Here is a 23054-nt window from a genome sequence, read left to right on the forward strand (position 1 = left end):
TCTCTTAGTTATTTTATATTCTTTTAAAACACGATATATATCTTTGTTTTCCAAATCAAGATACCCAGATTTTCTTGATTCTTTTTGTGCCTTCTTCAACATAGCTATCAATAAATTGAATATCATCTACTTCAAAGTGTTTCATAAAATCTGAACGTCTTAATCCAAATTCTTGAATTAACTCTGCCCCTGTACCATTCCCATAGTGCTCTATATCAAGAGATAAGGCATCTCTCATAGCTGAAAAATAACCCTCGTCAAAATTTTTCTGATCTTTTTTTGTTCTCATAAAAAACATTCTTTTTGTTTTGCTATATCAAACAATTATTAACTATTTTTTTTACGTTTTTTGTTCTTGAAACTGATCGTACCTACTGCCATCAATAATCCAATAATAGTCAACCAAATACTTTGTTGTTCTCCTGTATGTGGTAAGGATTCTGGTGCTTTTGCTACTTGTTTCGTCTTACGAGGTTCTAAATGTGTTAATGCTTGTGCTTTTGGTTGTTCTTTTTGTTTAGAAAAAGATAACTGTTGGAGACCAGGTGTTTTGTCTGCTGAAGTAGCACTTGCTACTAACGTTTGGTTTTGTTTTGCTTCTCGTTCAAGGCGTTGTTGTTCTTTTGCTACTTGCTCTTGCAACGCTTCTTGTCGGCGCTGTTCGGCTTGTTGTGACTCTAAGTCTCTTAATATGCCTTGGTACTGCTGTAGCTCTAACTTCGCATTAGACAGGTCTTCTTGTGCTTGTGTATAAGCAAGTGTAGCACCAGCTTGTTGTTCTTTAAGTTTCTCCAATGATTTCAAAGAATTTTCATAGGCTTCTTGTGCTTGGACCACTGCCGCTTCTGCTTTGTTTAACTCGTTCACTGCTTTTTCGTATGTTGGTTGAGCATTTTCTAAACGAGCCAATGAACGTGTACTTGTTTTAAGCGCAACTTGTTTTTGATTTAAGTTTTCTTTTGCTAAATCCAATACTTCCTTCAAGCTATTCAATGTGTTTTCTTCTGCTTTTTGGGCTTCTTGTTTTTCTTTCAGCACTTTAGCAGACGTTTGTTCTATCGCTTGTGCGTCTGCAACTTTTGTTTTCGCTTTTTCTAAAACAGCAGCTCGATTTTGAATTAACTCATTGATTGTTACCAATTGATCTTTTGTTTGTTGAAGGCTTTTTTCTGCCGTTGCAGTTTGTCGTACTTTTTCTTCATAGTTTGTCGTACTCTTAGTCGCAACTGCTTGAAGATTGGCCAATGTCGCTTTATGAACAGATAGTTCTTTTTCTGCTGTTGCTTGTGTTGTTTTGGCTGTATTTAAGGCTTGCTGACTTGCACTTCTTGCTTGTTGTGCATCTGATTCTGCTTGTTTAGCGGTAGCTAATTTTTCTTGATTGGTTGCTACTTCTTTTTGAAGGGTTTCTTTACTCTTAAAGACTGGTACACTTCCTTCTTCATAAGTATTTTGATCTGCCAATCTTGATTGATTGTACCCAATAATATGAATTTTACCGGAAGAAAAACCGTGATTTTCTTCTGAAAGAGCAATTGCAGTATTTGTTTTATCTGCTTGTAATAATGATTCAGTATGTCCATAACCCATTCTTCCATCATTAAACAGCATATCGACTAAAGCTTCTCTTGCTGCTCGCTCAAAATCTAGTACTGATATTTTCCCGTCTTTTGGTTGGAAGTATCCACCACTTAAATTTTCATAAAAGTTTTGCCCTGGATACTCTTTAAAACCATTCTCTTTTGCTGCTTTATTAATTGCATTTTCATCATGTCCAATTTCATTAGGATTAGTATACTTCGCATTATCCCAAGCAAATTTAATATTTTGACTAGACACTTTTAATTTTTGCAATCCAAGTTTTTCGCGAACGTCATTTAATAAACCAACAAAATAATCACTCATTTGTTTCTTTTGTTTTTCTGTAGGATTTTTAATGTCGATCATTTCCGTTGCTTTTGCCGCATCTGCTTGATTTTCAGGAAAAACTTTATTTAATGCTAATGCTTCTTTTTCCATTGCCTGCTTTTCTTGTTCAGATAATTTTTTGTAATAATCAGGTGTGAAATTGGCAGGCAAGTTAATCCCTTTATGTCCTTTTAGCTCTTCTTTTGAGCTATCTAAAGTATTCTGCGCTTGCTTTGTTGCTGCTTGCTTGTCTTTCAAAGCATTCTCTTTCGCAGTTAAGTCTGCCTGTTTCGCAGCTGTATCTGCTTTTGCGTCTGCTACTTTCTCTTGACTAGTTGTCACAACAGTTTGTTGGTCTGCGACTGCTTGATCGTCCTTCGTTTTTTGATCTTTAGCTTTGGCTTCTTCTTTCTGTTTGTTAGCCAGTTCAGCTTCTTTTGCTGCTTGTTCTTTTTCTGCTTTTGCTTTTTCCGCTTCCGCATTTTTCGCTAATTCTTCAAGCTTGGCTTGTTCTTGTTTCGCAGCTGTTACTGCTTGTTGATCTTTTTCATTTTGCACTTTAGCAGCATTCGTTTCTTTTGCTTTTTCATCAACAACAGCTTGTTGTTGGTTAACGTCTGTTTGAGCTTGATCCACGACTTTTTGTTGGTCATCAACTGCTTGTGTATCCGTAGCCACTTGGTCTTTGGCTTTTTCAATGGCTGAAGGTGTTGCTTCATCCACGACTTTTTTAGCTTCGTCTACAACTGCTTGTTGGTCAGTCACTGCTTGTTGACTTTGATCCAATGCGTCTTTGTTTTGATCGACCACTGCTTGTTGGTCTTTAACAGATTGATCAATGGTATCTTTTTCTTTTTTCGCAGTGTCAGCGACTTGTTGTTTTTGATCGACAATTGCTTGTTTCTCTGTTACTTGTTGCTGTTTTTCAGTAATGGCTTGCTCCGTTGTTTGTGTAGCTTTCACTGTTGATTGTTCTGTAGAACTGTTTTCAGGTGTTTTTGGTTGCGCTTGTTCTGCTGCCTGTACTTCATTTCCCCCAATACCTGCTACCCCTGTTGCGACTAAAATACTTAACCCTGCACTTGCGAACTTTTTCATTTTGCTTTCCTCATTTCTTATTATTTTTATTGTAAATGGGATACCCATTGTCTTTACGCCATTGTTGTAACGCTGTAGTTGTTATATGGAATTCTTCTGCTATTTCTTTAAACTGTAAACCCATTCTTTGATAGGCTTCAAATCTTTCCTTGCTAATATGAGAAGAAAATTGTCTAGTACTTGCTGTTTCTATCTTTTTTGCAAGTTCTTGTATTCGTTTAAAACGCTCGGTATCTTCATTCTTATACCAGTCTGCGTCTTCATTCATCAATGCCAACATCTCTTTACGCCAAATACTTTGCTCTTTTTTTGTCATACCCCTCTCACCTCAAATTAATAGTAACAAAGCCTTAATTATTAAAAAAATACTATCCTTGGAACCTCTAGAAAAACACTCCTATGTCTTCATGTTCACTTTCCTCCTATTGGTTTTATGGTAAATATCCTCGTTTTACTTGATCCTTTTGTTTGCTAGCTTTTTAGCAATTTTTCTACAGATTTTACTGATCGCAGGGTTTGTAGCGGTAGCAACCCCAAACTCTAAAAAAGTATCTGGCTCCCTTTAAAACAAAAGATCATCGCACGAAATCTTTTTAGTTACTGTGTCACACCCATAATCACGTACCGCCTTTATTCTGACCGTACTCTTTAGGTAGTTTATCCTTACCTAGCCCTTTAAAGACACGCTGATTGACTAGATAAGTCCTGTAGTATTCATTTTTTAAGGATCTCCCAAATTCTGCAAAAAAGTTGACGTGTAGCCAGTTTGCACCTTCGTGTCCGTGTGCTTTTCTGCATCCTTTTTCGATAGCTAACCTAGCTATTGGTAAATTGCACATGTTAGTTAAAACTAACAAACAAAAAGACCAAGTATAAAAAACCAAATTTACTACTTATAGCTTCTCATTTTCTTGCACCATTCCCTAAATTCATTTTCTTCAAAAACCTTATAGTTGAACGGTGCATTAAGTAACATCTTTTGTCGTTTAACCATTTTTTTGAACGCTCTACATTCAAGTTTTAACGGAAGTTCCGAGCAGCCACGATAACCGACCACTTTTCCATCAAAATAAATCAGTTTTACTTGTCGAAAGAAACGTTCCATGTCTTGCTCCGTTTCAAAACTCACAGGATTGATCAACAGATTTCTTCCTGAAAAATCATATACAATACGTTCTGTTGTGCCGTTGTACAATTTAAATCTTTGTCGATTAAACAAGGTCAGTTGACATGTAATACGGTGCAAATCTGTTGCTTTCAGTTCAATCATTGATTCACCTACTTTCTAAACCAAGTAGAAAAAGAGCCATGCAACACGTTGTTTGCACGGCTCTTACGAGTAGTTCCAGTACAAACAATGCGTGAAAACATTGAATTATTCCACAAGCGGGCCATTTTTAGAAAATGAGAATGCTTGCTACTTGGTTTTTTTATTTTTTAAATAAATTAATAGAAAACAAAAAAAGCGGAGAATACATACATTCACTGTATACATTCTCCGCATGCTGTCTTATTCTACAATCAATAATTAATAGGAATAAATCTTTATGAAAAACTAAAAATCCTGAAATATATGGAAATTATTCATAAAAATTGTTATACTATAGATTGTTGTAACATAATTACAGCGAGCGAGCCGATTACAGTTCATGTCGTACCATGAATTGTTTAACTACCCTCTAGGATTACCAGTCCTATGGTAGTCGGTTCTTATTTTGTTAACTCTAAAAATTTTTGAGACGTTTACGATATTAATGTAACTGTTAATACACTAATTATACTAAGGATAGATAATATTTTTTTGTTTTTCATAAAGATATTCCCTCCTTACATAGATAATAGCATAATCTTGATTCTTTATCAATCGTTTTTAGTGAAAATTCTAATTTTTATAAATATAAGGTATTTTTTAAATCAATTTTATCCATCTTTTTTATGCTATTTTTAGCCACTTTTCTTGTTTTTGATAACAAAACATATTTAACTGGGTTCTAAATTATGCTATTTATAGGGGGTTTTAGAGATTGTTTAATCCAAAAAAAATCAAAGAAATTAGAGAAGAGCTTGGTTATTCCCAAACAGATTTTTATGAAAACATAATGTCCAAAGCTAGCTATCAAAGATTTGAAAAAAACGAGAAAGAGTTATCACTACAACAACTACAAAAAATTTGTGATAAAATTGCAATGCGACCTGAAGAAATTTTATATTGGTCCGACGTAACTCAATTAGATTCATTGCCTTTCTGGAAACAAAAACTAGATATTCCCAATTATTTATCCTCACCTGAAGACTTTTTGGAGAAGTTCACGGAAATTGAAAACGACAAAGATAAAAGTTTTGGTCATTATTGTTTGTATATTACCATGATTTCATTAGGTATTCAGGAGAACTATCTCGATAAAGATTATTTTTCAAAAAAAGACTTACGACAGCTTAAAAACAAGTACAAAAAACGTAAAATCTTTTATTCTTTCGATTACGAAATGGTTAGTAATATGGTTTTTTTCGTAAATATACAAGATATATCGTTTTTAATAGATAGATTATTTCCTGTTACTGAATCACACGGAGTTACTTTTGATTTTTGTGTACAACAGTGCCTTAGTAATATAATTTCTAAGTGCCTACATCAAGAAGAGTATTCTCTTGCTCTAGACTATATAACTACTTTCAAATCACTAAGGAAAATACCTAGGTTTCATATTGGTCTGTCTATAAACTTAGAAATTGTTTACTTAGAACAACTAACCAATTTTCTTCAAACGAGAGATATTACTATCTTTTTAGAAGCTGTCCAAACTGCAAACATGTTTAAAAAACTAGGCTATATTTCCACTTATGAAAATCTTGATAATGAACTAAGATCTATTTCTCAAAGAGAAAACTTTGTTTATCCAGATAAAAATGTTTTTGCTACACAGCCTTATTCTAACGATCTATAAACTAAAAAATCATAAGGACTACAGTCTTATTCAAACCGTAGTCCTTATGATTTTTTAAAATAAACTGTTTAAAATACCTATTCCCCCAATAATATTACCTATAGCTCCTCCTAAATTTGATAAAAGAAAAACAAGCCCTATCTTTATAAGTCTATTACTGTAAATAGTCTTAATTGATAGAAAATCATCTTGAACTGTTAAAAAATCTCTAACAGTAGGTTTTTTAACAGTTGCTTCTGCTAATGCTGAAAAAACACCTACTGACAAAACCGGAGACAGTGCACCTACTGGAGCCATTATTAGAGACGTCAAAATAGTTAAAGGACTAGGCAATGCAAAGCAAGTAAATATCGCTGCTAAACCACCATTCCAGACCCACCATTTTAAAAGCTGATGAAACCCAACTTGCACACCCGAAAAAAAAGATACGGCTAGTAGTAAAATTATCGTTAACGGAAATATAAGCTCAATTAATTTACTACTCAACTTTTTAGAAGGAATACTTGTTAATTCTGAAATATCATAATTTTTTTCTTCTTTTAATTTTTCTTTAATACCGCTTATGTGCGCTTTACCAACAACAACAACATTCACCTCATATTTTGAGTTTTGTAAATTAGTTACCATGACTTTATCTCTTTCCGTTATCATATCGTTGTATATAGTTGGAAATTTCTTTGAAAGTTGTATAAACACATTATCAAAGCTATCTGACTCTAAAAAATCTTCCAATCTTTCAGTCTCAACATCTTCAAATTCTGAAAAAAAAGTCATTATTAATTTGGGCTTTTGTGTAAAACTTAAATGTCTCCACATTCTTTTGAAAGTCACTTGTATGTCCCTATCAATTAATTGAATATCAGCCCCCACGTCTTCAGCACTCTCTAAGGCTTGAATTAGTTCTCCTGCCTGTATAGTACCTTTTTCCTTAGCTAATTTTCTTTGTAATGCACCGTAAACAATATTAGAGAACAACACTACTAATTTGTTTTGTTTGATTATCTTAATAATGTCTGTTTTTGCCCATTCTTCAGGACTGGTATATTTTTGGTATCTCTTTTGATCTAACTCTACACAAACGCAACCTGGCCTAACTTCATCAATAACGTTTTTTACAAGTTTCGCACTTTCTTCTGAAATATGATTTGTACCGACAAGATAATATGTTCTACCTTGAATAATTAATTTTTCTACTCCATCCATAGCAATCCCCATTCTATTGAATCTTCATTTTTTTATAATCATATTTTGCTCCAACCGAATGGATGGATACGTTTTTAATTGCTTCTTTTTGTAATTTAGCATTCCCTACCTGAAGGATTGGTACTACACCCATATCATCAATTAATATTTTTTCTGCTTTTTTCAATTCTTGCCAACGTTTAGAAGAAGTAACATGAAGTAATTCATCATAATTTTTATTCGAATATCCGCCGTGATTCAACGGACTATTTGTTTCAAAATTTGCTAAAAAGCTAATAGGATCTGCATAATCAGCTTGCCATCCACTTAGGCTCAAAGTAAAATTCTTTTTTGTTAATCGCTCTATAAAGGTATTAGCAGGAATTGGCGTCACAGTAACCTTCAATCCTTCTAAGCTATCTTGTAACTGTCCTTGCAGAAATTCTCCTGCCTTTTTTTCAAACTCTCCATCACTTACAAGTAAATCTAAAGAAATATTTTGGGATAAATCAATTTCTTTTTTAGCCTTATCCCAATACTCTTCTGCTTGTTTTTTGTTAAATTCAACTAATTTTTCATTAGCAAAATCTTTTTTATTTACCGGATTAAAGGCCATTTCTTTTGGTACTACGCCAACAGAAGCAACGGACCCATTATCTAGTAATTTTTTAACTAGACTTTCCCGATCGATTGCATAGCTAATCGCTTTTCGAACATTTTTGTTTTGTAAAAGTATATTGTCCCCAGTTTGGTTCATTTCTAAAAACATTGTATTGGCCATTAATGTTGTTGAATATTCTTTATCTTTCTTGTATTGTTTTGCATACTCCCCAGCTAAAGGTGCATCATCTAATTGTCCATCATTATACAAATTTATTCCTGTATTAATTTCTTTGACGACTTGGAAGTTAATTTTATCCATAGAGACATCTTTTTGATCCCAGTACTCTTTATTTTTAGAAATCGTCCACTTATCGGAAGTGCCTACCCCCTCTAAATTTGTTAAGTTAAATGCCCCATTTGTTACGATTGCTTTTTTAGAAGTACCATAGTCTTTGCCATACTCTTTAATTGCTTTCTGCTGTACTGGATAGTAAGCCGTTAAGGATAACAGATCAGTAAAATAAGGTGTTGGTTCAACTAATTCAATTTCTAATGTTTTCTCACCAATACTTTTGACTGCTAAAGTATCTTTTGCTTGTTTTCCTGAAGCAATTTCTTTGGCATTTTTTATAGCAGAAAACAGTTCCACATTTGGAGAAGCTGTTTTAGGATCTACAACTCTTTGCCACGCAACCACAAAATCACTGGCAGTTATATGTGTACCATCAACCCACTTAGCACCATCTCTAATCACAATAGTATATGTTTTGCCATTATTCGTCACTTTTGGTTGCCCAGCTGCAATTGCTGGTTGCGGTTGATTTTTTTCATCTAATCGATATAAACCTTCCATCAAGTTTGATAATAAAGTTATACTTGTTTGATCAACAGCAGTTGCTGGATCTAAACTTTGAACAGGTGTCCCTGCAGTCAAAGTCGCTACCTGCTCTACTTTTTTTTCGGTTATATCTTGTGAATCTTTTGTAGCAGTATTTGTACTACAACTAGCTAAAACCAAAGGTAATAATCCAACACCTAAAAAACAAAACTTTTTGTACTTCTTCATTTTTATCACCCTCCCTTGTTAAAAGTTACTAACCAAATAATAAAGCTTGTATAAAATAATTTTAACAAATAACTAAAAAAAATAATACAAAAATTATATAGCTGTTAAGTATAAAAGAAATATAATGTATTGGCAGTTGACATGTTTAAATTTATCCAGTGTTCCATAGTTTTAATTGCTTGTATTCTCTGGCTCTTCGACTGTTTTTATCAGTTTGTTCAAACAGTCTTGCTAACATATCAGCTTCTTTAAAGAATGTCTTAATACCCTGTTTATAAGCGTATTTGACTTGCTGTTTCACTTGAATAACTGTACGAATTAATGCTTTCCGAGTAGCAACTACTAGTCCCCCACCTCTACCGGCTTTTATTTGTACAAATAATTTACCTTCGGCTATTAATTCTTTTAACGCACGATCAAGTGATCTTTTAGGAATCGATTGGCCGTTGAAAGTAATAGCCGCTTGCAAATCTGTTTTCTTCATACTAACTTCAGGTCGATTTCTATAACACTGGGTTTCAAGGTAATCTAAGATATCTTTTTTCCATTCAGAAAGGTGAGAATTTTTTCTTTTATGACGTTCCTTCTTAAATTTGTACCAAGTATTTCTTTGCTGTGTAAACATTTTTTCCTCAGACAACGATTCTAATCCCCAATTTGACACTAGTTCTTGCACATAAGTTTTGCTTGCGCCTTTATATTTACCTGAGTAAGCACTCTTAACAATTCTCTTTACTTCTGAAACTGATAGAGGATAATTTAAAGAACTATTGAATACATCCATATCATCAAAACAGCGTTCTTGTTCAATTTTTGACGCATAGTAAGCCAAAGATAAAGTAAAAATTACATTGTTTCGTCCTAGCTTTCCTTTAGTTCCGACGACTTGCGGATTATCAATTAAAACTTTAACCCACTGCTCTTTGATCTGATTCGTCTTTACAGCAACAACATTAAGATTTGGTTTTTTGTATGCTCTTTTTGGCTCAAACTTCATAGACCATTGAATTAGTTTTTGAATATCATATGTCAGTTCTGGGTAGTAATAGACTACATTGTCTGTTCTAGGAATACGTGCAATACCAAAATGGTTGCACCCCAAATCGACCGAAGGCAATATTTCAGCAAATGCTTTTCTTAAATTCTCGGATACTCTTTTGGCCACTTCGATTGACTGATAATTATTTTTTGACGAAATATACCAGGCATTTTCAAGAATAAAGTATGCTTGAAAACCTCCTGGTGTTTCCAAGATAAGGGTTGGCATTAATTCCAGATCAATTGCTGCATCGAGAATCATTTGAGAATCTAATTTTTCACCTGTTAAGCGATCAAAATCGATTATAAACGTGTTGATTTGTTGCAAGTTTCTTTCGTTGTGGCCTTTAACAATAGTTCTATTATCATCAGCATATGCACCATAACTATACACATTAGGGGTCCAATGCGTAAATTTATCTTCATTTTCAGATAAGGCTTCTTGAGAAGTAAGAACGATTCCACGAGATTCCGTCATTAACTCCTTTGATCTAAACCCAAAAATAGCACCTTTTTTCCCTTCAGCTTTATAGCCGATTGGTTTAATTTTGCTGTTTAAATACTTGTATTCACGAATGCCACTTTTTAAAATAACTGAAATAACGTCAGAAACTTTCATCTTCTCACCGCCTTACTTGAATTTTTATATACAAAAAGAGAGTAGCAGTACGCCAGTACCACCACTCTCTTGAAACATCGTTTTTTCTCTTTATTATCAGTTAAATTACACACTGAAATATGCTTGAAAACGTTGATATATCGCTCATCCTATGGTATAATTGCCAAGAAAAGAGAGGGCTAACTCTCTAATTCTACAAATATACTGATAAACTAGTAGTGGTAGTTTATCATCCAGGGACGCAAAAGAATTGAAAATGGGTGTACATTTTTGATTCTGTAACTTATTTGATTTGGCGATCAAGTAAGTTACCGTCTCTATTTTTTTATCTTAATATTTATAAATTCAATACTCTTAAAAAATACCGTACATAATTAAATTTGTAAATCATTATTTTTTATTTTCTTTAGCAATAGTATACCAGTATACTCTAAAATATGATTGTAAGTATACTGGTATACTATTGCTTTTATCATGACAGTATACTGGTATACTTAAACTTTTATTCAAAGGTATACCAGTATACTTTAGAAATCTTGCTTATTAAAAGGTTTGCTAAAGAAAAGTATACCAGTATACTAGTATACTTTTCTTCCAGTATACTTAGCTTTAGTATCTTGGTATACCAGTATACTTTTACTCCAGTATACTTTTGAAATAATTTTTATTGACAATTAAAAATAGCGGTGGTATACTTTTTTTAAGTTATCAAAAGTATACTAAGGAGGAGTTGTCAATGGGAAAAGTATATGTTATTGGAAATTTTAAAGGTGGGGTTGGTAAAACTAAAACAGTAACCATGCTTGCATATGAAAGTGCACTACACTTAGGACGAAAAACGTTAGTAATTGATCTAGACCCTCAAGGAAACGCTACTAGAGTATTAGCTAAGACGGGAGATTTAGACGAAATCACTTATACTGTTACTGAAGCTTTTCAAGAAGGTAGTCTTGAACCAGCAATCACCAATATCTCAGAAAACCTTGATCTCATTCCAGCTAACACTGCTTTTAGAAATCTCACCAAAATTTTAATGACAAAATTTCCGTCTAACGAATTTGACCAAATAAATTACTTAAATACATTATTAAAACCCCTTAAAGAGAAATATGACGCAATTTATATTGACGTTCCACCAACTATTTCAGATTTTAGTGATAATGCAATGCTTGCAGCAGATTACTGTATTATTGTTCTTCAAACACAAGAGTTATCTTTAGACGGTGCTCAAACATATATCGCTTATATGCAATACTTAGCTGACACATACGATAATGATTTACAGGTCTTAGGTATAATTCCTTGTATGTTGCGTCCTGGGGGTAGGGTAGACAATAAAGTATTAGAACAAGCAAAAGAATTATATGGAGGAAATGTATTAAACACTGTTGTAAAATATCAAGAACGTTTAAAAGTCTACGATGTTGAGGGAATTAAAATTAGTCATAATTACACAGGTAAAGCAGACGGTTGGGACGTTAAAGCGCATAAGGTATTTATTGACGTATTAAATGAATTAGATCAACATCAACTAGTACTAGAAGAATTGGAGGGATAAAATATGAGTAATAGTTTCGAACCTATTATCAAAACTAAGAAGAAAAAATCTTCTTTAGAAGAAAAACATGTTAGTGTTAAAGGAAATGATAATTTTTCAAGAGATACTACAAATAATTTTGCTACAAAACCTACATCAGTATCTAAAAAAACAAGCACAGATAATAGTGATGTTAAGCCTTCTACAGTAGATCGACGATATAAAGCTACTATGACTCAAAAAATATCTCCTTCAGTCAATCTTAAAATAAACACTTTAAAACCCTTTCTTGGTGATTTAGAAAACATGCCCAAAGCCACAGTAAATGATATTTTGAACCTCTTGCTAGATAATTATGTAAACACAAAATTTTCTACTCGCCAACAAGAAGCATTCAATTCTATGTATAACACACAAATTGAACTTTTAAAGAAGTAGTAAGTTTAACTTAGGTATACCAGTATACTGGTATACCAAAAAAAGAGAGTATTTAATATACTCTCTTTTTTTATATTATAATTTATGATTCCGCATTATAGAATTCTTCTTAATCGTGTATATTCGTTTACATAACGAGCATTTATACTTGTCTAAATCACTCGACACTCTACTTGCAAGACAGCCACACGAGCACTGCACATAGGCAATACTAGTTGTAGTAGTATCTTCTTTGATTAGTTTTCCTTGGTAATCATATATTTTCATAAAAATCTCCATCACTGTAATAGTCGTTAATGAAATCATCAATTGTTTTACTTTCTTCTTCGGTTAATTCTGAAAATTCTACATCTATAAAAGGATCTTCTACAGTTTCTACTGCAGACCATTTCAAAAAGTTATGAATTTTAATGTGCCTTATGTCGTAGAAATCGATTTGAAAATTACTAATTAAAACAACATCAAACTCAGCCATTCCACGGAAAACACCAAACACATGCGGTTTTACACGATCATATTCATCCAATGAGTTCAACTGGATTTCAAGCACTTTATTTTGTTTAATTGAGCGTTCTAATAAGTATTCTATTTTAACTTGAGATTGTTGTGGAAGCCTTTCAATCTCTCGTGCATTGAATTCATTAGTTTCTTTGATTGCTGCTTGCAACTCTCCTAAAGGGAAAGCAGTTGGCCACTTCAAATCAAAAGGGCGGTCTACATAATCGTTATAAGGTGTAAATTCCTTTTTAGTTTTCTTCATTTGTTAACCTCCAAGACCGACGTTGCCACCTGCATGACCACCAACTAAGCCCGAACGATTCACAGCTGTTGCGCCTTCAAGAAGTGAGGACGCATGAATCAATGCTTTAAAACCAAATTTCTGACGGATTTTATCAATTAGAAAGTCTAACTGATTATTTATTATTTGTTCTTCAGGAGGGGAGAAGAGATCTATTTGAAGTGTAGTATCCCAAACAAGTTTACCAAAAGATACACCTAAATTCCGAATGTCAATTCCTGGAATGAAGTTTTCTCGAAAAAGCTTCAAAACATGTTCAGTTAACACTTTTGTGTTGTTGCTACGAGCGATTTTAAGCTGTTTTCGCCAACCAGACCTGCCCAGTCCATCAACTTGTCCTTTAGAATAACCAACAAAAATTGAAACACATTCAGTTTGACAGTTTGAATTTCTCAACCTGGTTGCTACCTGGTCTGAAAGTTCCTTCAGCACTAATTCAATTTGATCCTTTCGAGCATAGTCTCTAGGTAATACTTGACTATTACCGAATGATTTTTCTTTGGCCACCTGGCTTTTTTCTCCTAAAAAACTACGATCAATGCCCCAAGCATGTGCGAACAGTTGTAATCCCATGACTCCAAAGCGGTGTTTTAATAGATAAGGATCTGCTTGTGCTAAATCATAAATCGACTCAATTCCTGACATCTTTAAACGAGCAGCCATACGCTTGCCAATCCCGCAAAATTCAGTGATAGGGGAGATAGACCAAACTTTTTCTTGTACATCTTCATATCTCCATTCTGCAACAAAACCTGGTGTATTTTTTGCTTCGTTATCTAGAGCCAGCTTGGCTAACAATGGGTTATCTCCAATGCCAATCGTGACGTACAGCCCCATATGGTTATAAATGACACGTTGAATAATTTTGGCCAATCGATAAGCAGTATCACAATTAAAATACTTCAGAGAAGCAGTTATATCAATGAAGCTTTCATCCACACTAAAAACAGAATGGTCTTCATCTGCCACAAACCGTTTGAGTAGATTATTAATTTCACTATTTCTCTTCATATATAAATTCATTCTTGGTGGAACAATAAGCAGTTCTGGGTGATCAGGCACTTCATCTTTACGAGTCACATTAGAAATTCCCAGGACTTTTTTTGCCATTGGCGAAGCAGCAAGCACTAATCCGCCTGCATTATCCGCACCACTCATTACTATAAGCATTGTTTTGAGGGGATCTAAGCCACGTTCTACACATTCTACGCTCGCGTAAAAGGATTTTACATCGATACATAAAACATCTCGCCGAGGTTCTTTGGAATAATCAAATTTCATGCAAAAAACCGTCCTTTCGAGTTACATTATACGAACTAACGTTCTGTTTTGCAACAACAAAATTTCAGTTTTCCGAATTATTTTAAATTTAAAGTAGCTCAGAAATCTACAGTCATTATTTTTTTAGTTTGTTTTTAAGGCGCAAGTAGATATCAACCAGCCAGTAAATAATTGTAATTAATACTATTACTTTTAGAAAGTTCACCATGAATACTAGATTGAATGCGTATTTTAACCACAAAAGCCATAATATAATCGCGATAACTACTTTTCCAAAGGTATTCAATTTTCTAACCAATAACCAATGTAAAAAATCTTCTCCTTTGTTTTTAGTAGCTCTATATTCTTCTAGAATATTTTTTTTCATGTTTAAACCTCCTTTTTTCTCATCTTATATTAACATATATATAATTACATGTTAATATAAATATAATGAAAAAGAAAGGAGGTAGTTTTCTTATGAAAAAATTAGCACTAGGTTCATTGCTTTTAGTTGCTCTAGGTGTTATCGGGACATCTTTTGCTTTAACTACTGAAGTAAAACAAGAGGCTGGATATGGACATCCTCTTATTGATCACAAAATTTAGGCAAAAAAAAGACATACCTTTTATTACTGCTAAAAGGTATGTCTTTTTGGTCTCTAATGTTTTATCATTTTTTTAAGTACATATTACTTTTTCAGTCTTTTTGACAGCCCCTAATCAGGCACCTTTTAAATACCGGCTATCAACGTAACCAGTTATACGTTTTCCTCGATTATCAATTCCACTAACTTGCATCCAATAGATTCCACCTACTTTTTTTGAAAAGAAAGACCCATTTAAAATCGTACCTTTAGGAAATACACCTACAATTTTAGATTTAGTACTCATGCTTGAGCGACAATTCAAGGCAGCAGTTGTTTTCACTCTATATTCACCATGACGTGTAGAAAGAGTAACTGCATTTTCTTTTATATCTTCAAAAGAAGTAGCACTTACCGGTGTAGAATTAGATATAGTTGCTGTGACTAAAATTCCAAGAAACAAAAAAGTAAATACTCTTTTTTTCATGAAATCCCCTCCCATTATTAATTTTTAGTCAGTAGTTGTTTTAGGCTTTGTGGCAGCATCACTACATTTATTTCTTTTTACTTTTTTTGGTTTGTATTTCTGTTATTCTTTTATCCTGTTTCATATTTCCAGCGAAAAAAGCCATCCCTACTACCCCTGAAGATAAAACAAATTCTAAAGCTGACCAATGAAAAGAAACCGTCAATATTAAGACAAGAAAAAAAGCAATTCCTAAAATAGCGTCTTTTGTTCCAAAATTCAAGTAACCAAAATTCATTAAGCACCTCTCCTCCCTTTATTCCCCTTGGACTTACAATAGGATATTTTAAACCAGCTATAAGAAATTCAATTTTCTGACAATTATAATTCCTTTAAAATAGGCACTACTGTCCTTGTTTTCTGCCTATGCCGATACTCCTTTTTGCAAAGACTACATCTAAAAATTTGCCTATCCGTATTATTTTTGCGTATTGCTAAATGTCCACAATCACATTGTACATAGTAGACTGGACAACATTTTTCTTTATCTAAATTTATTTCTTTACCAAAAAAATCATATACCCTTCGTTTCATTTAAACTCCCCGCTATTATAGTATTTCTTTAATCATTAAAAGCAAAAGTAAGAAAAGACAAACCTAAAACGCCAAACATAATTTGTTTTTCTGTAAAAGCCAATACTAAGAAAGAACAAGCGATTACTATCCATGACCATTCTTTTACTTGAAATTTTTTCATCTTTTCACCTTCCCATAAAACCATCACAAATCTATTGATTGTATTAGTATTTTAATGTTTCTGCTTATTTATTATACCATGCACCACACACTAAACTCTACTAATACCCATATACTCCTACTCCTTAGAATCACTCTCTTAATCATCTGCTTCACTGTAATTTTTATATTTAATTGACACAGTTTTTTCTGATTATTTGTCATATTCATTAGTCAACAATAGCCACAAATTTTGGAGATAGATTGAGGTATCTAAAAATCTATCCAAAAAAATTTGGTTTCTTTTGTCACTCAGCACTGAAAATTTATGCTATTTATCTAGAAAAATGACAACATATGCACAATAAAAACCACACATAATATTTTGTTATGTGTGGTTTAGCACTATTTATTACATTTTTTAACAATTTAAGTTTCTTTATTACTCATATTCTGAATAATCAGTAATTGCTCCCTTACTTCTCCTGAATCTAACTTGTAGTATGCTAACAAATCTTCCAGAGTGTTTCTTACTATAATTTGCGTAGTTTTTTCAATCATATTTAAACTTATGCCACTATTTCTTCCTGATTTCGCAGCTACATAATTAAAAACACCAGTGCCATGTACATCCATAGAAGTCATTTTGTAAAAAATTATATGCATCTGACGATCCATATCTAAGCTATCCATTAGATTCCTAATACTAGTCTTTTTACTCTCATCTAGATCATAAAAATTCTTTTCATACCATCTTTTAGGTGGGAACTTAAATAAAGAAAAGTATTTTCTTTCATAATGTTTCCATAACTCCCGCAATGAGGTTGCACCTGGTAATTCTGTAGAAATTTCTTCTGGAGTGTACAATGATGGATCCTCTGGGTTTTCTTTTTCAAGTTCAATCATACAATTCAAATTGTTTAATCTACTAATACAATGAAAGGCACACACTCTCTTTTTAGTATCTTTTTGAAGTATGTATTTTAAGTACAAATGTTGTTCAAGTATTGACCTAGACAAAACTCCTACTGAGTCATATCTTTCTAACATACATAAATTTAAGAGAGTTGTAGCTCTCTCAATAATATTCATCCCTAGAATAAGCAGTGGAACATCTACTTCCTCAGACATATTACAATTTTCCGAAGATACTTTGTTAAATGTATAATTAAACACTTCTTTTGAAGCCTCTGTAAAGACTACGATTTCGTATTTTTTTTGCTCTACATCTTTGTTGGTCATTTAAAGTTCCTCCATTATAAGTTAAGCTAGATAAGAGTATCAATATCAAACACAAGTTTACTTTTAACAATAATTATAGAACTTCTTGTTTATTTTGTCTTGTTTCTTACTATTCTCTTGAGTCTTAGTACTTGATTGATAACTAATTTAGTCAAAAAAAAAGCCGTGAAAACAATTCCACGGCTTTTAAATAATTTTTTTCTAATTATGTTCAATTTAACTTGCATTTAATCACAATTTGTGTTATACTAGTAGTAGGTGATTCTTGTGCCAAATGAGGATTTAAAAATGACAACAAATTTTTCAAAAAAAACCTTTTTACTTATACTAGTAGCATCTATCATACTATTGTTTTCTAAAAACAACATACCTGATGAAGTAATAACCATGTTTATACCTTTTAGTTTAACAGTTTTCAAACCAAATTCAATAGATTAACTAAGTTTAACTTGAATATTTAACTTAAAAATCACTATCTAACATTAAAATTATACACATACCATACCAGTCACCTAAAAAAATAGAGAAAGGGCACTTAAGAACTTTGTGTTCCAGCACAAAGTTGGTACTGTATGTGCATATATTACTATGAAAAATTAAACTTGTCAACAAAATAAATTATCTTTGGAAAAAATGTAGAATTGAATTAAAAAAAACTGATATACAATAATTAATGAATGTTTGCTTGTATTATTTTACTACCGCACTATCTTGCACAAATATTTCATGTACCCCTTAAGAAAAGCAAAACTATTTATTCGTATTTTGGGGTTTGGCCATATCTATGATATGAACAAAGGTTATTAATTCTATATTTCTCTTCCACCCAATAAATACCTCCAATAAAATATTATTAGCATTAAATTTATTCTTTGTTTATCCTAGAATCTTTCATAATTCCATGTTTCATTCTATATCTTATAAACGACCTTCGATTAATACCTGTTTGCTTCTCGACTTCTTTATATTTGATTAGCTATTTTGAATTATATTTTTAATTTTTTGAACATCTAAATTTAATACTTCATTTAATTGATAGTACGTAATTACTTTATTGGTAATGTCAAATATTTTCGCATTTAACATAGGAAGTATTATACTCTTGTCGTCAAATGGTCTAATAGCGAGCATTTGAGGAGAAACGCTTAGTTGTCCTAAAACGCTTAGGCCATGAGAGGACGCTGAATAACGAGAATAAAAATTATCATATTCTAATTCTTTACCCATATACTCAAAGAGCCTTCTAATATCTTGATGTTTTCCATCCTCATTAAACCAGTTTCTCCTTTTTTTTAAATCCATTGTGTTTGTAAAACAATTATTTATTTTCTCTCTTATATATAAATCATACGAATCTAAGTCCTGATAGGAAGAGTTGTTTTTCTTTTGTAATGTATCATTTATTTTATTTACATATTCTTCTTTTTCAGAAGCATTTAAATGATTAAATGTGTTTTTTAAATTTTTTACAGTAACATATCTTTGCCAATAAAAACACGCTCTTCCTCTTTTTTTAGTATTTTTTTCCAGAATAAAGCTTAAATACATATAAACTTCTAAGAACGAACGAAAAATCATGCCAATATTATCAGTTACTCCAACTTTATATAAATAATTTATTGTTTCAACTTTATCTACTAAATCCACGTATAGTGATTTTATTACCAAATCGTGAACATCTACTTCGTTGCCATCCTTTGGAACTGCATTAAATACTTGCAAAGAAATACTTTTATAAATTGGGATAACTTCTTCTTTTAAACTCATATATTTGCCTCCTTTTCATTTATAGAGTATACACTCTTCATTTTACCATATTCACTATTTTCGGGTCATTCTGTCTTTCGAAATTCACGTGTAATACCATATTTCGTACGATATCTTCTAAATGTCCTTCTGTTAATCCCTGTTTGCTGCTCGACTTCTTTATCTGTTGATCCAGCTAAAAATAATTTGAATGCTAACTGAAGACGCGGATCATCTTCCCTGTACTTTGGTTTACCTCCCTTGTATTTTCCCTTTGCTTTAGCAAGTGTAATTCCCTGTTGCTGCGTTTCACGAATGTATCGACGTTCTTCTTCCGCCTGGTACTTGTACAGTTCAATAATTAGATTATTGAGTAGACGACGTAAATTATCATCAGTTATACCTGTCAACGCAGGTAAATTTAAAACTTCCAGTGTCGCTTTTTTTAGTTGAATCAAGTTCATCGTTTCAGTTAATTCTTTATTATTTCGACCAAGACGTTTTAATTCTGTCACAACGACAATATCACCTTCACGAATAAATTTCATCATTTCTTGAAATCCATCACGATTAGTATCTTTCCCACTTGCCTTATCAGTAAAAATTTTATCACACTGGGATAATAACTCTAACTGTCTATCTAAATTTTGATCTAAACTGCTCACTCGTGCATATCCTATTTTTGCCATAGAAAAAACTCCTTTAAAATTTTAAAAATATAGATCATTTTAAAATCCTGTTGCCCAACTCTATTGACCTCTTAGAAATTCAAGTATATCATGAACATACAAAAAGTCCAACAGGGTATACCCTGTTGGCTCTTTTGATAACTTTATTTTATTTCGTAACATGTTTCTCTATAAAATCACTTTGAACTTTTGTAGAAATCATTCTCTTAGGTAAAATAAAAATTTTTTTTTTGTCGATTTTCATTAAATAAAATTCTTCAGTCTCAAAAACACCTTCTATATCATTCCATAAGTGTGATTTTTTATCTTCTTCATTATTTGCTTGCCAGTAAACAATGCCAGAATCATTAATTTTCACTTTTCTTGGCTCTAAAGTTTTCGGATCTGTATTTTTGTTAATAATCTTAGTACTTGGATAATTGTATGCACTGTATAGGAAAAAAATTCCTAATACCAGATATATAATGATTATTAGTATATATCCAAAACCTTGCGTAAATAATTTATTAAGTAGTTCTCTAACTACATAGTCAGGAAGTGATTGTTTGAAAGAAAGGTATTGTTTAAATATCGATGTAAACATATACGCAGAAGAGATCAATAAAACTAGTCCAGCAAAATAAGTTATTCTTATTTTACGCTTTCCGGTTTTTGTAAATTTTCTAGTATACAGCTTAATTGCTTTATAATATTCATTTTCTTCTAATTTATAGTCAAAAACCATGCATAACCTCCATTGAATTTTAATTTTTAAAATACCTATAGATTATTGATATCTATTACTATATCATAATTAACAAAAATAATATCGAGTTAACTGTCTTATTAACAGATAACTCGATACATAAGTTAAAAATATGAATCTTATAAACTATTTTTCGGAAAACATAGTTGAAAGGAAAACAAATAATGCAGCGCCCAAAGTAGCTGCTTCTCCGATCCCAGTTCCATAAGCTGCAACTAATGCTATAATACCAGCAGCAGTTGCTAAGGCCATGCCTGGGCCGTAATCCCACTCTGGGAGGGAGTAATTATTCGTTGCTACATCATTATAAACATCAACATACTTTTGTTGTGGAATTTGAGGTCGCGTAGGTAACAATGGTTTAGGATATACTTCGATTTTTAATTCCATTTCTCCTTTATTTTCCTCATCACCAACATTTGTTTTGATGACAATTTGAGTTCCTACAAGTCCATTTCTAGCACAAAACCCCGTTTCAATAAACCCTTCTTTTACTGCAGGAGCTAAATCATTAAGAATATTATCCATACTTTGCTTAGAATTATTTACAAAGTATTTTCCATATGTGTTAATAGATTTATCAAGAGGATCAATATAGATTTGTTTATCTATCTTACCTTTTGATACCTTAATAGACAATCCAGACTTATTCATCTGCCTTGTCCAGCTAGCACTTACCGTTGTGTATACATCTAAGGTAGGCGTACTCATGATTTGCATAGGTGTATCAAGTTTAATACCTACATCTTTGATTGTAAAATTTTTCCCTAAAGCATTCAGTAATTTAATTGTTTCTAACTGGATTAAATTACCGATTGTTGTAGAAAATGCCTTGGTCCCATGGTCTCTTCCAGATACGGCCACTTTATCAATAGGAAACCCTAATTCACTATGTTCATAGAATTGATCAAATGCCCACTCTTTTGGCATTGGAAAACCTAGATTTCCACTAAATCCTGTAGACATATCAGATACAAAACAATGTTCAACAAATCCAGCATCAATTGCTTGTTGACAGACGTTTCGTGTACCATAAATTCCAGTTTTGTACATGCCATTTGCATCTAAAGATTCTTTTACTTTCTTGATATACGGTAAGACCGTTCCTGGAATGTTACCATCTAAAATATCTACATCAACGGCAAAGTAAATAGTCGATCCATAAGGAAACCCTAGTTTAAATGCTGCGTTATGCGCTAAAGATCCATCTCTTAACCCATTTCCTTCGTTAAAGTAGCTTTCTTCCCATCCACCATCTTGATAAATAGGAAAAATACTTAACCCCACACTAGTAATGGCTTGAATTTCTTCAAGAGTCAGATTTTTATCTTTTTTATTTGCTCCCACTCCTACGCTACCTGTTAAATAACGTCCAACAATAGAATACCCATTGTCTTTAATTAGTTGTGCTTGTTGTTTCGTTAATTGAGTAGCCATGTCACAAGCACTGGCTGCACGATCAGTATTTCCTGCACTTGATAGAAGACCTTTGATTACAGTCATATCCGCGGAAGTGTTATAAGGGGGTAGATTCATAAATAATCGGAAGTTTTCTACTTCAGCTGCAATATAAGAGGTAAATGAACCACTAAATACTGCAGATTGATTAAATCCATTTACATACAACGCCCATTGTAGAATTTTTACGAAATTACCAGTAGATCCAACTGTTAATGTTGGTGTCTTAGCCGTTGTTCCTGGTCCATAAAATCCGTTTGCTGTGTTTTCATCCATACCCATCTCTGCTTGAAGTGCATAAATTAAAGCACTATTCGTGTCTCTTTGATACACACCATCACATGGCAACAAGCCAAAATAACGATTATACTTAGCATTTAAAGATTGTTGCATTGACCGAATATTTTTGTCCCCTCCTGGTACCAAAGCGAAAGCACTCATATCAAGTAAGGCTTTCATTAACATTGCATTCATGTACCCACTAGGTGCTAGTCCTGCCATTTCTTGAAATTTTTTAATCGCTAATGTTGTGAGACCTGTCATTAACCCATCAACTGCTTCAGTTCCAGAAACGTAAGGATTAATCCCTTTACACCAAAATCCACCTTGCATTATTTTCACGATATTTCCAATTCCTGCCCCAAAACGTTCATTTAACTGTTTTTCTACTTTTTCTTTAAAATAACGTTCCGTGGTAGGACCAAAATTATCTGATAATTCTTGGATTCCCATTTCTTTTTGCAATGCTCGACGTAATCCATAGATAGTTGGCCAGCCCGTTTTCCCATTTTCTGGTACTTTATTGAACCCAGAAACATTTCCATACGTCTTATTTAACCACTTTTGTGTACCTAAAACCATTTCATCCATTTGTTAATACCTCACTTTCCAGA

The 23054-nt window shown here is 32.7% G+C and carries 24 protein-coding genes and 1 pseudogene; 4 read left to right on the forward strand and 21 right to left on the reverse strand.

Annotated features, from left to right (window positions below; all coding sequences use genetic code 11):
- Positions 1-55 precede the first annotated feature (55 nt).
- The 5 genes from IGJ52_RS14060 to IGJ52_RS14080 form a co-directional block, all read right to left on the reverse strand.
- Positions 56-289 carry a hypothetical protein gene (locus IGJ52_RS14060; RefSeq protein ID WP_228088417.1) on the reverse strand — a complete coding sequence of 78 codons (234 nt, stop codon included), beginning with the start codon at positions 287-289 and terminating at the stop codon, positions 56-58.
- 38 nt (positions 290-327) lie between these two features.
- On the reverse strand, positions 328-3006 hold the full coding sequence (sea1, locus tag IGJ52_RS14065) for a surface exclusion protein SEA1/PrgA (protein WP_202254645.1): 2679 nt from the start codon (positions 3004-3006) through the stop codon (positions 328-330).
- A 10-nt stretch (positions 3007-3016) separates the two neighbouring features.
- Positions 3017-3322, reverse strand: coding sequence for a hypothetical protein (locus IGJ52_RS14070; protein WP_115252313.1), 306 nt, complete (start codon positions 3320-3322; stop codon positions 3017-3019).
- A gap of 301 nt (positions 3323-3623) precedes the next feature.
- The gene (locus IGJ52_RS14075) at positions 3624-3845 is read right to left on the reverse strand and encodes a hypothetical protein (RefSeq protein WP_016616022.1); all 222 of its coding nucleotides are present in this window, start codon (positions 3843-3845) and stop codon (positions 3624-3626) included.
- A 50-nt stretch (positions 3846-3895) separates the two neighbouring features.
- A complete protein-coding gene (locus IGJ52_RS14080) occupies positions 3896-4276 on the reverse strand; it encodes a PrgR (protein ID WP_002365885.1) in 381 nt (126 codons plus the stop codon).
- A 754-nt stretch (positions 4277-5030) separates the two neighbouring features.
- Here IGJ52_RS14080 and IGJ52_RS14085 point away from each other — a divergent pair.
- Entirely contained in the window at positions 5031-5951 is a 921-nt protein-coding gene (locus IGJ52_RS14085) for a helix-turn-helix domain-containing protein (RefSeq protein WP_002365886.1), read from the forward strand.
- 54 nt (positions 5952-6005) lie between these two features.
- Here the strand turns inward: IGJ52_RS14085 and IGJ52_RS14090 are convergent, their stop codons facing one another.
- From IGJ52_RS14090 to IGJ52_RS14100, 3 genes are all read right to left on the reverse strand, one after another.
- Entirely contained in the window at positions 6006-7166 is a 1161-nt protein-coding gene (locus IGJ52_RS14090) for a TraB/GumN family protein (RefSeq protein ID WP_002365888.1), read from the reverse strand.
- A gap of 1 nt (position 7167) precedes the next feature.
- Positions 7168-8802 (reverse strand): peptide pheromone-binding protein TraC, encoded by a 1635-nt coding sequence (traC, locus tag IGJ52_RS14095; protein ID WP_016616021.1) that lies wholly within the window; start codon positions 8800-8802, stop codon positions 7168-7170.
- Between the two features lie 151 nt (positions 8803-8953).
- Entirely contained in the window at positions 8954-10459 is a 1506-nt protein-coding gene (locus IGJ52_RS14100; RefSeq protein ID WP_115252312.1) for a primase C-terminal domain-containing protein, read from the reverse strand.
- Positions 10460-11195: 736 nt separating this feature from the next.
- On the opposite strand from IGJ52_RS14100, the gene IGJ52_RS14105 reads away from it, so the two are divergent.
- Both IGJ52_RS14105 and IGJ52_RS14110 read left to right on the forward strand, forming a co-directional pair.
- Positions 11196-12017 (forward strand): ParA family protein, encoded by an 822-nt coding sequence (locus IGJ52_RS14105; RefSeq protein ID WP_002365892.1) that lies wholly within the window; start codon positions 11196-11198, stop codon positions 12015-12017.
- Positions 12018-12020: 3 nt separating this feature from the next.
- Positions 12021-12434, forward strand: a complete 414-nt coding sequence (locus tag IGJ52_RS14110; RefSeq protein WP_002367734.1) for a hypothetical protein — start codon at positions 12021-12023, stop codon at positions 12432-12434.
- Between the two features lie 75 nt (positions 12435-12509).
- Here IGJ52_RS14110 and IGJ52_RS14115 read toward each other — a convergent pair whose 3' ends face one another.
- The 4 genes from IGJ52_RS14115 to IGJ52_RS14130 all read right to left on the reverse strand — a co-directional run bounded on the left by IGJ52_RS14115 (position 12510) and on the right by IGJ52_RS14130 (position 14881).
- Complete coding sequence (locus tag IGJ52_RS14115) at positions 12510-12740, reverse strand: excinuclease ABC subunit C (protein ID WP_115252311.1); 231 nt, start codon at positions 12738-12740, stop codon at positions 12510-12512.
- Entirely contained in the window at positions 12688-13194 is a 507-nt protein-coding gene (locus IGJ52_RS14120; protein WP_002401773.1) for a hypothetical protein, read from the reverse strand. Before IGJ52_RS14120 ends, IGJ52_RS14115 begins: the two co-directional genes overlap by 53 nt.
- A gap of 3 nt (positions 13195-13197) precedes the next feature.
- The gene (locus IGJ52_RS14125; RefSeq protein WP_002401774.1) at positions 13198-14514 is read right to left on the reverse strand and encodes a Y-family DNA polymerase; all 1317 of its coding nucleotides are present in this window, start codon (positions 14512-14514) and stop codon (positions 13198-13200) included.
- A gap of 115 nt (positions 14515-14629) precedes the next feature.
- A complete protein-coding gene (locus tag IGJ52_RS14130; protein WP_115252310.1) occupies positions 14630-14881 on the reverse strand; it encodes a hypothetical protein in 252 nt (83 codons plus the stop codon).
- 92 nt (positions 14882-14973) lie between these two features.
- Between IGJ52_RS14130 and IGJ52_RS14135 the strand changes: the two genes are divergently transcribed.
- Positions 14974-15102 (forward strand): hypothetical protein, encoded by a 129-nt coding sequence (locus tag IGJ52_RS14135; protein WP_002409262.1) that lies wholly within the window; start codon positions 14974-14976, stop codon positions 15100-15102.
- 114 nt (positions 15103-15216) lie between these two features.
- Here the strand turns inward: IGJ52_RS14135 and IGJ52_RS14140 are convergent, their stop codons facing one another.
- The 9 genes and pseudogenes from IGJ52_RS14140 to IGJ52_RS14180 form a co-directional block, all read right to left on the reverse strand.
- A complete protein-coding gene (locus tag IGJ52_RS14140; protein ID WP_010715726.1) occupies positions 15217-15567 on the reverse strand; it encodes an SH3 domain-containing protein in 351 nt (116 codons plus the stop codon).
- A gap of 67 nt (positions 15568-15634) precedes the next feature.
- Positions 15635-15844 (reverse strand): DNA helicase UvrB, encoded by a 210-nt coding sequence (locus IGJ52_RS14145; protein ID WP_115252309.1) that lies wholly within the window; start codon positions 15842-15844, stop codon positions 15635-15637.
- Positions 15845-16168: 324 nt separating this feature from the next.
- Entirely contained in the window at positions 16169-16303 is a 135-nt protein-coding gene (locus tag IGJ52_RS14150) for a hypothetical protein (protein ID WP_256213937.1), read from the reverse strand.
- Between the two features lie 407 nt (positions 16304-16710).
- Positions 16711-17523: a DUF5677 domain-containing protein gene (locus IGJ52_RS14155; RefSeq protein WP_115252307.1), complete on the reverse strand. Its 813-nt coding sequence runs from the start codon at positions 17521-17523 to the stop codon at positions 16711-16713.
- Positions 17524-18388: 865 nt separating this feature from the next.
- Positions 18389-18487: pseudogene (locus tag IGJ52_RS14160) on the reverse strand (recombinase family protein); the annotation flags it as partial.
- 8 nt (positions 18488-18495) lie between these two features.
- Positions 18496-19290, reverse strand: a complete 795-nt coding sequence (locus IGJ52_RS14165) for a DUF5677 domain-containing protein (RefSeq protein ID WP_115252306.1) — start codon at positions 19288-19290, stop codon at positions 18496-18498.
- A 65-nt stretch (positions 19291-19355) separates the two neighbouring features.
- Positions 19356-19958 carry a recombinase family protein gene (locus IGJ52_RS14170; RefSeq protein WP_002401708.1) on the reverse strand — a complete coding sequence of 201 codons (603 nt, stop codon included), beginning with the start codon at positions 19956-19958 and terminating at the stop codon, positions 19356-19358.
- A gap of 148 nt (positions 19959-20106) precedes the next feature.
- Complete coding sequence (locus tag IGJ52_RS14175; protein WP_016632773.1) at positions 20107-20682, reverse strand: YcxB family protein; 576 nt, start codon at positions 20680-20682, stop codon at positions 20107-20109.
- Positions 20683-20829: 147 nt separating this feature from the next.
- The gene (locus IGJ52_RS14180) at positions 20830-23031 is read right to left on the reverse strand and encodes a glycoside hydrolase domain-containing protein (protein ID WP_016632774.1); all 2202 of its coding nucleotides are present in this window, start codon (positions 23029-23031) and stop codon (positions 20830-20832) included.
- Positions 23032-23054 lie beyond the last annotated feature (23 nt).

This window comes from Enterococcus sp. DIV1758 (assembly GCF_051711985.1).
In the GTDB taxonomy this organism is placed as follows: Bacteria; Bacillota; Bacilli; order Lactobacillales; family Enterococcaceae; genus Enterococcus; species Enterococcus faecalis.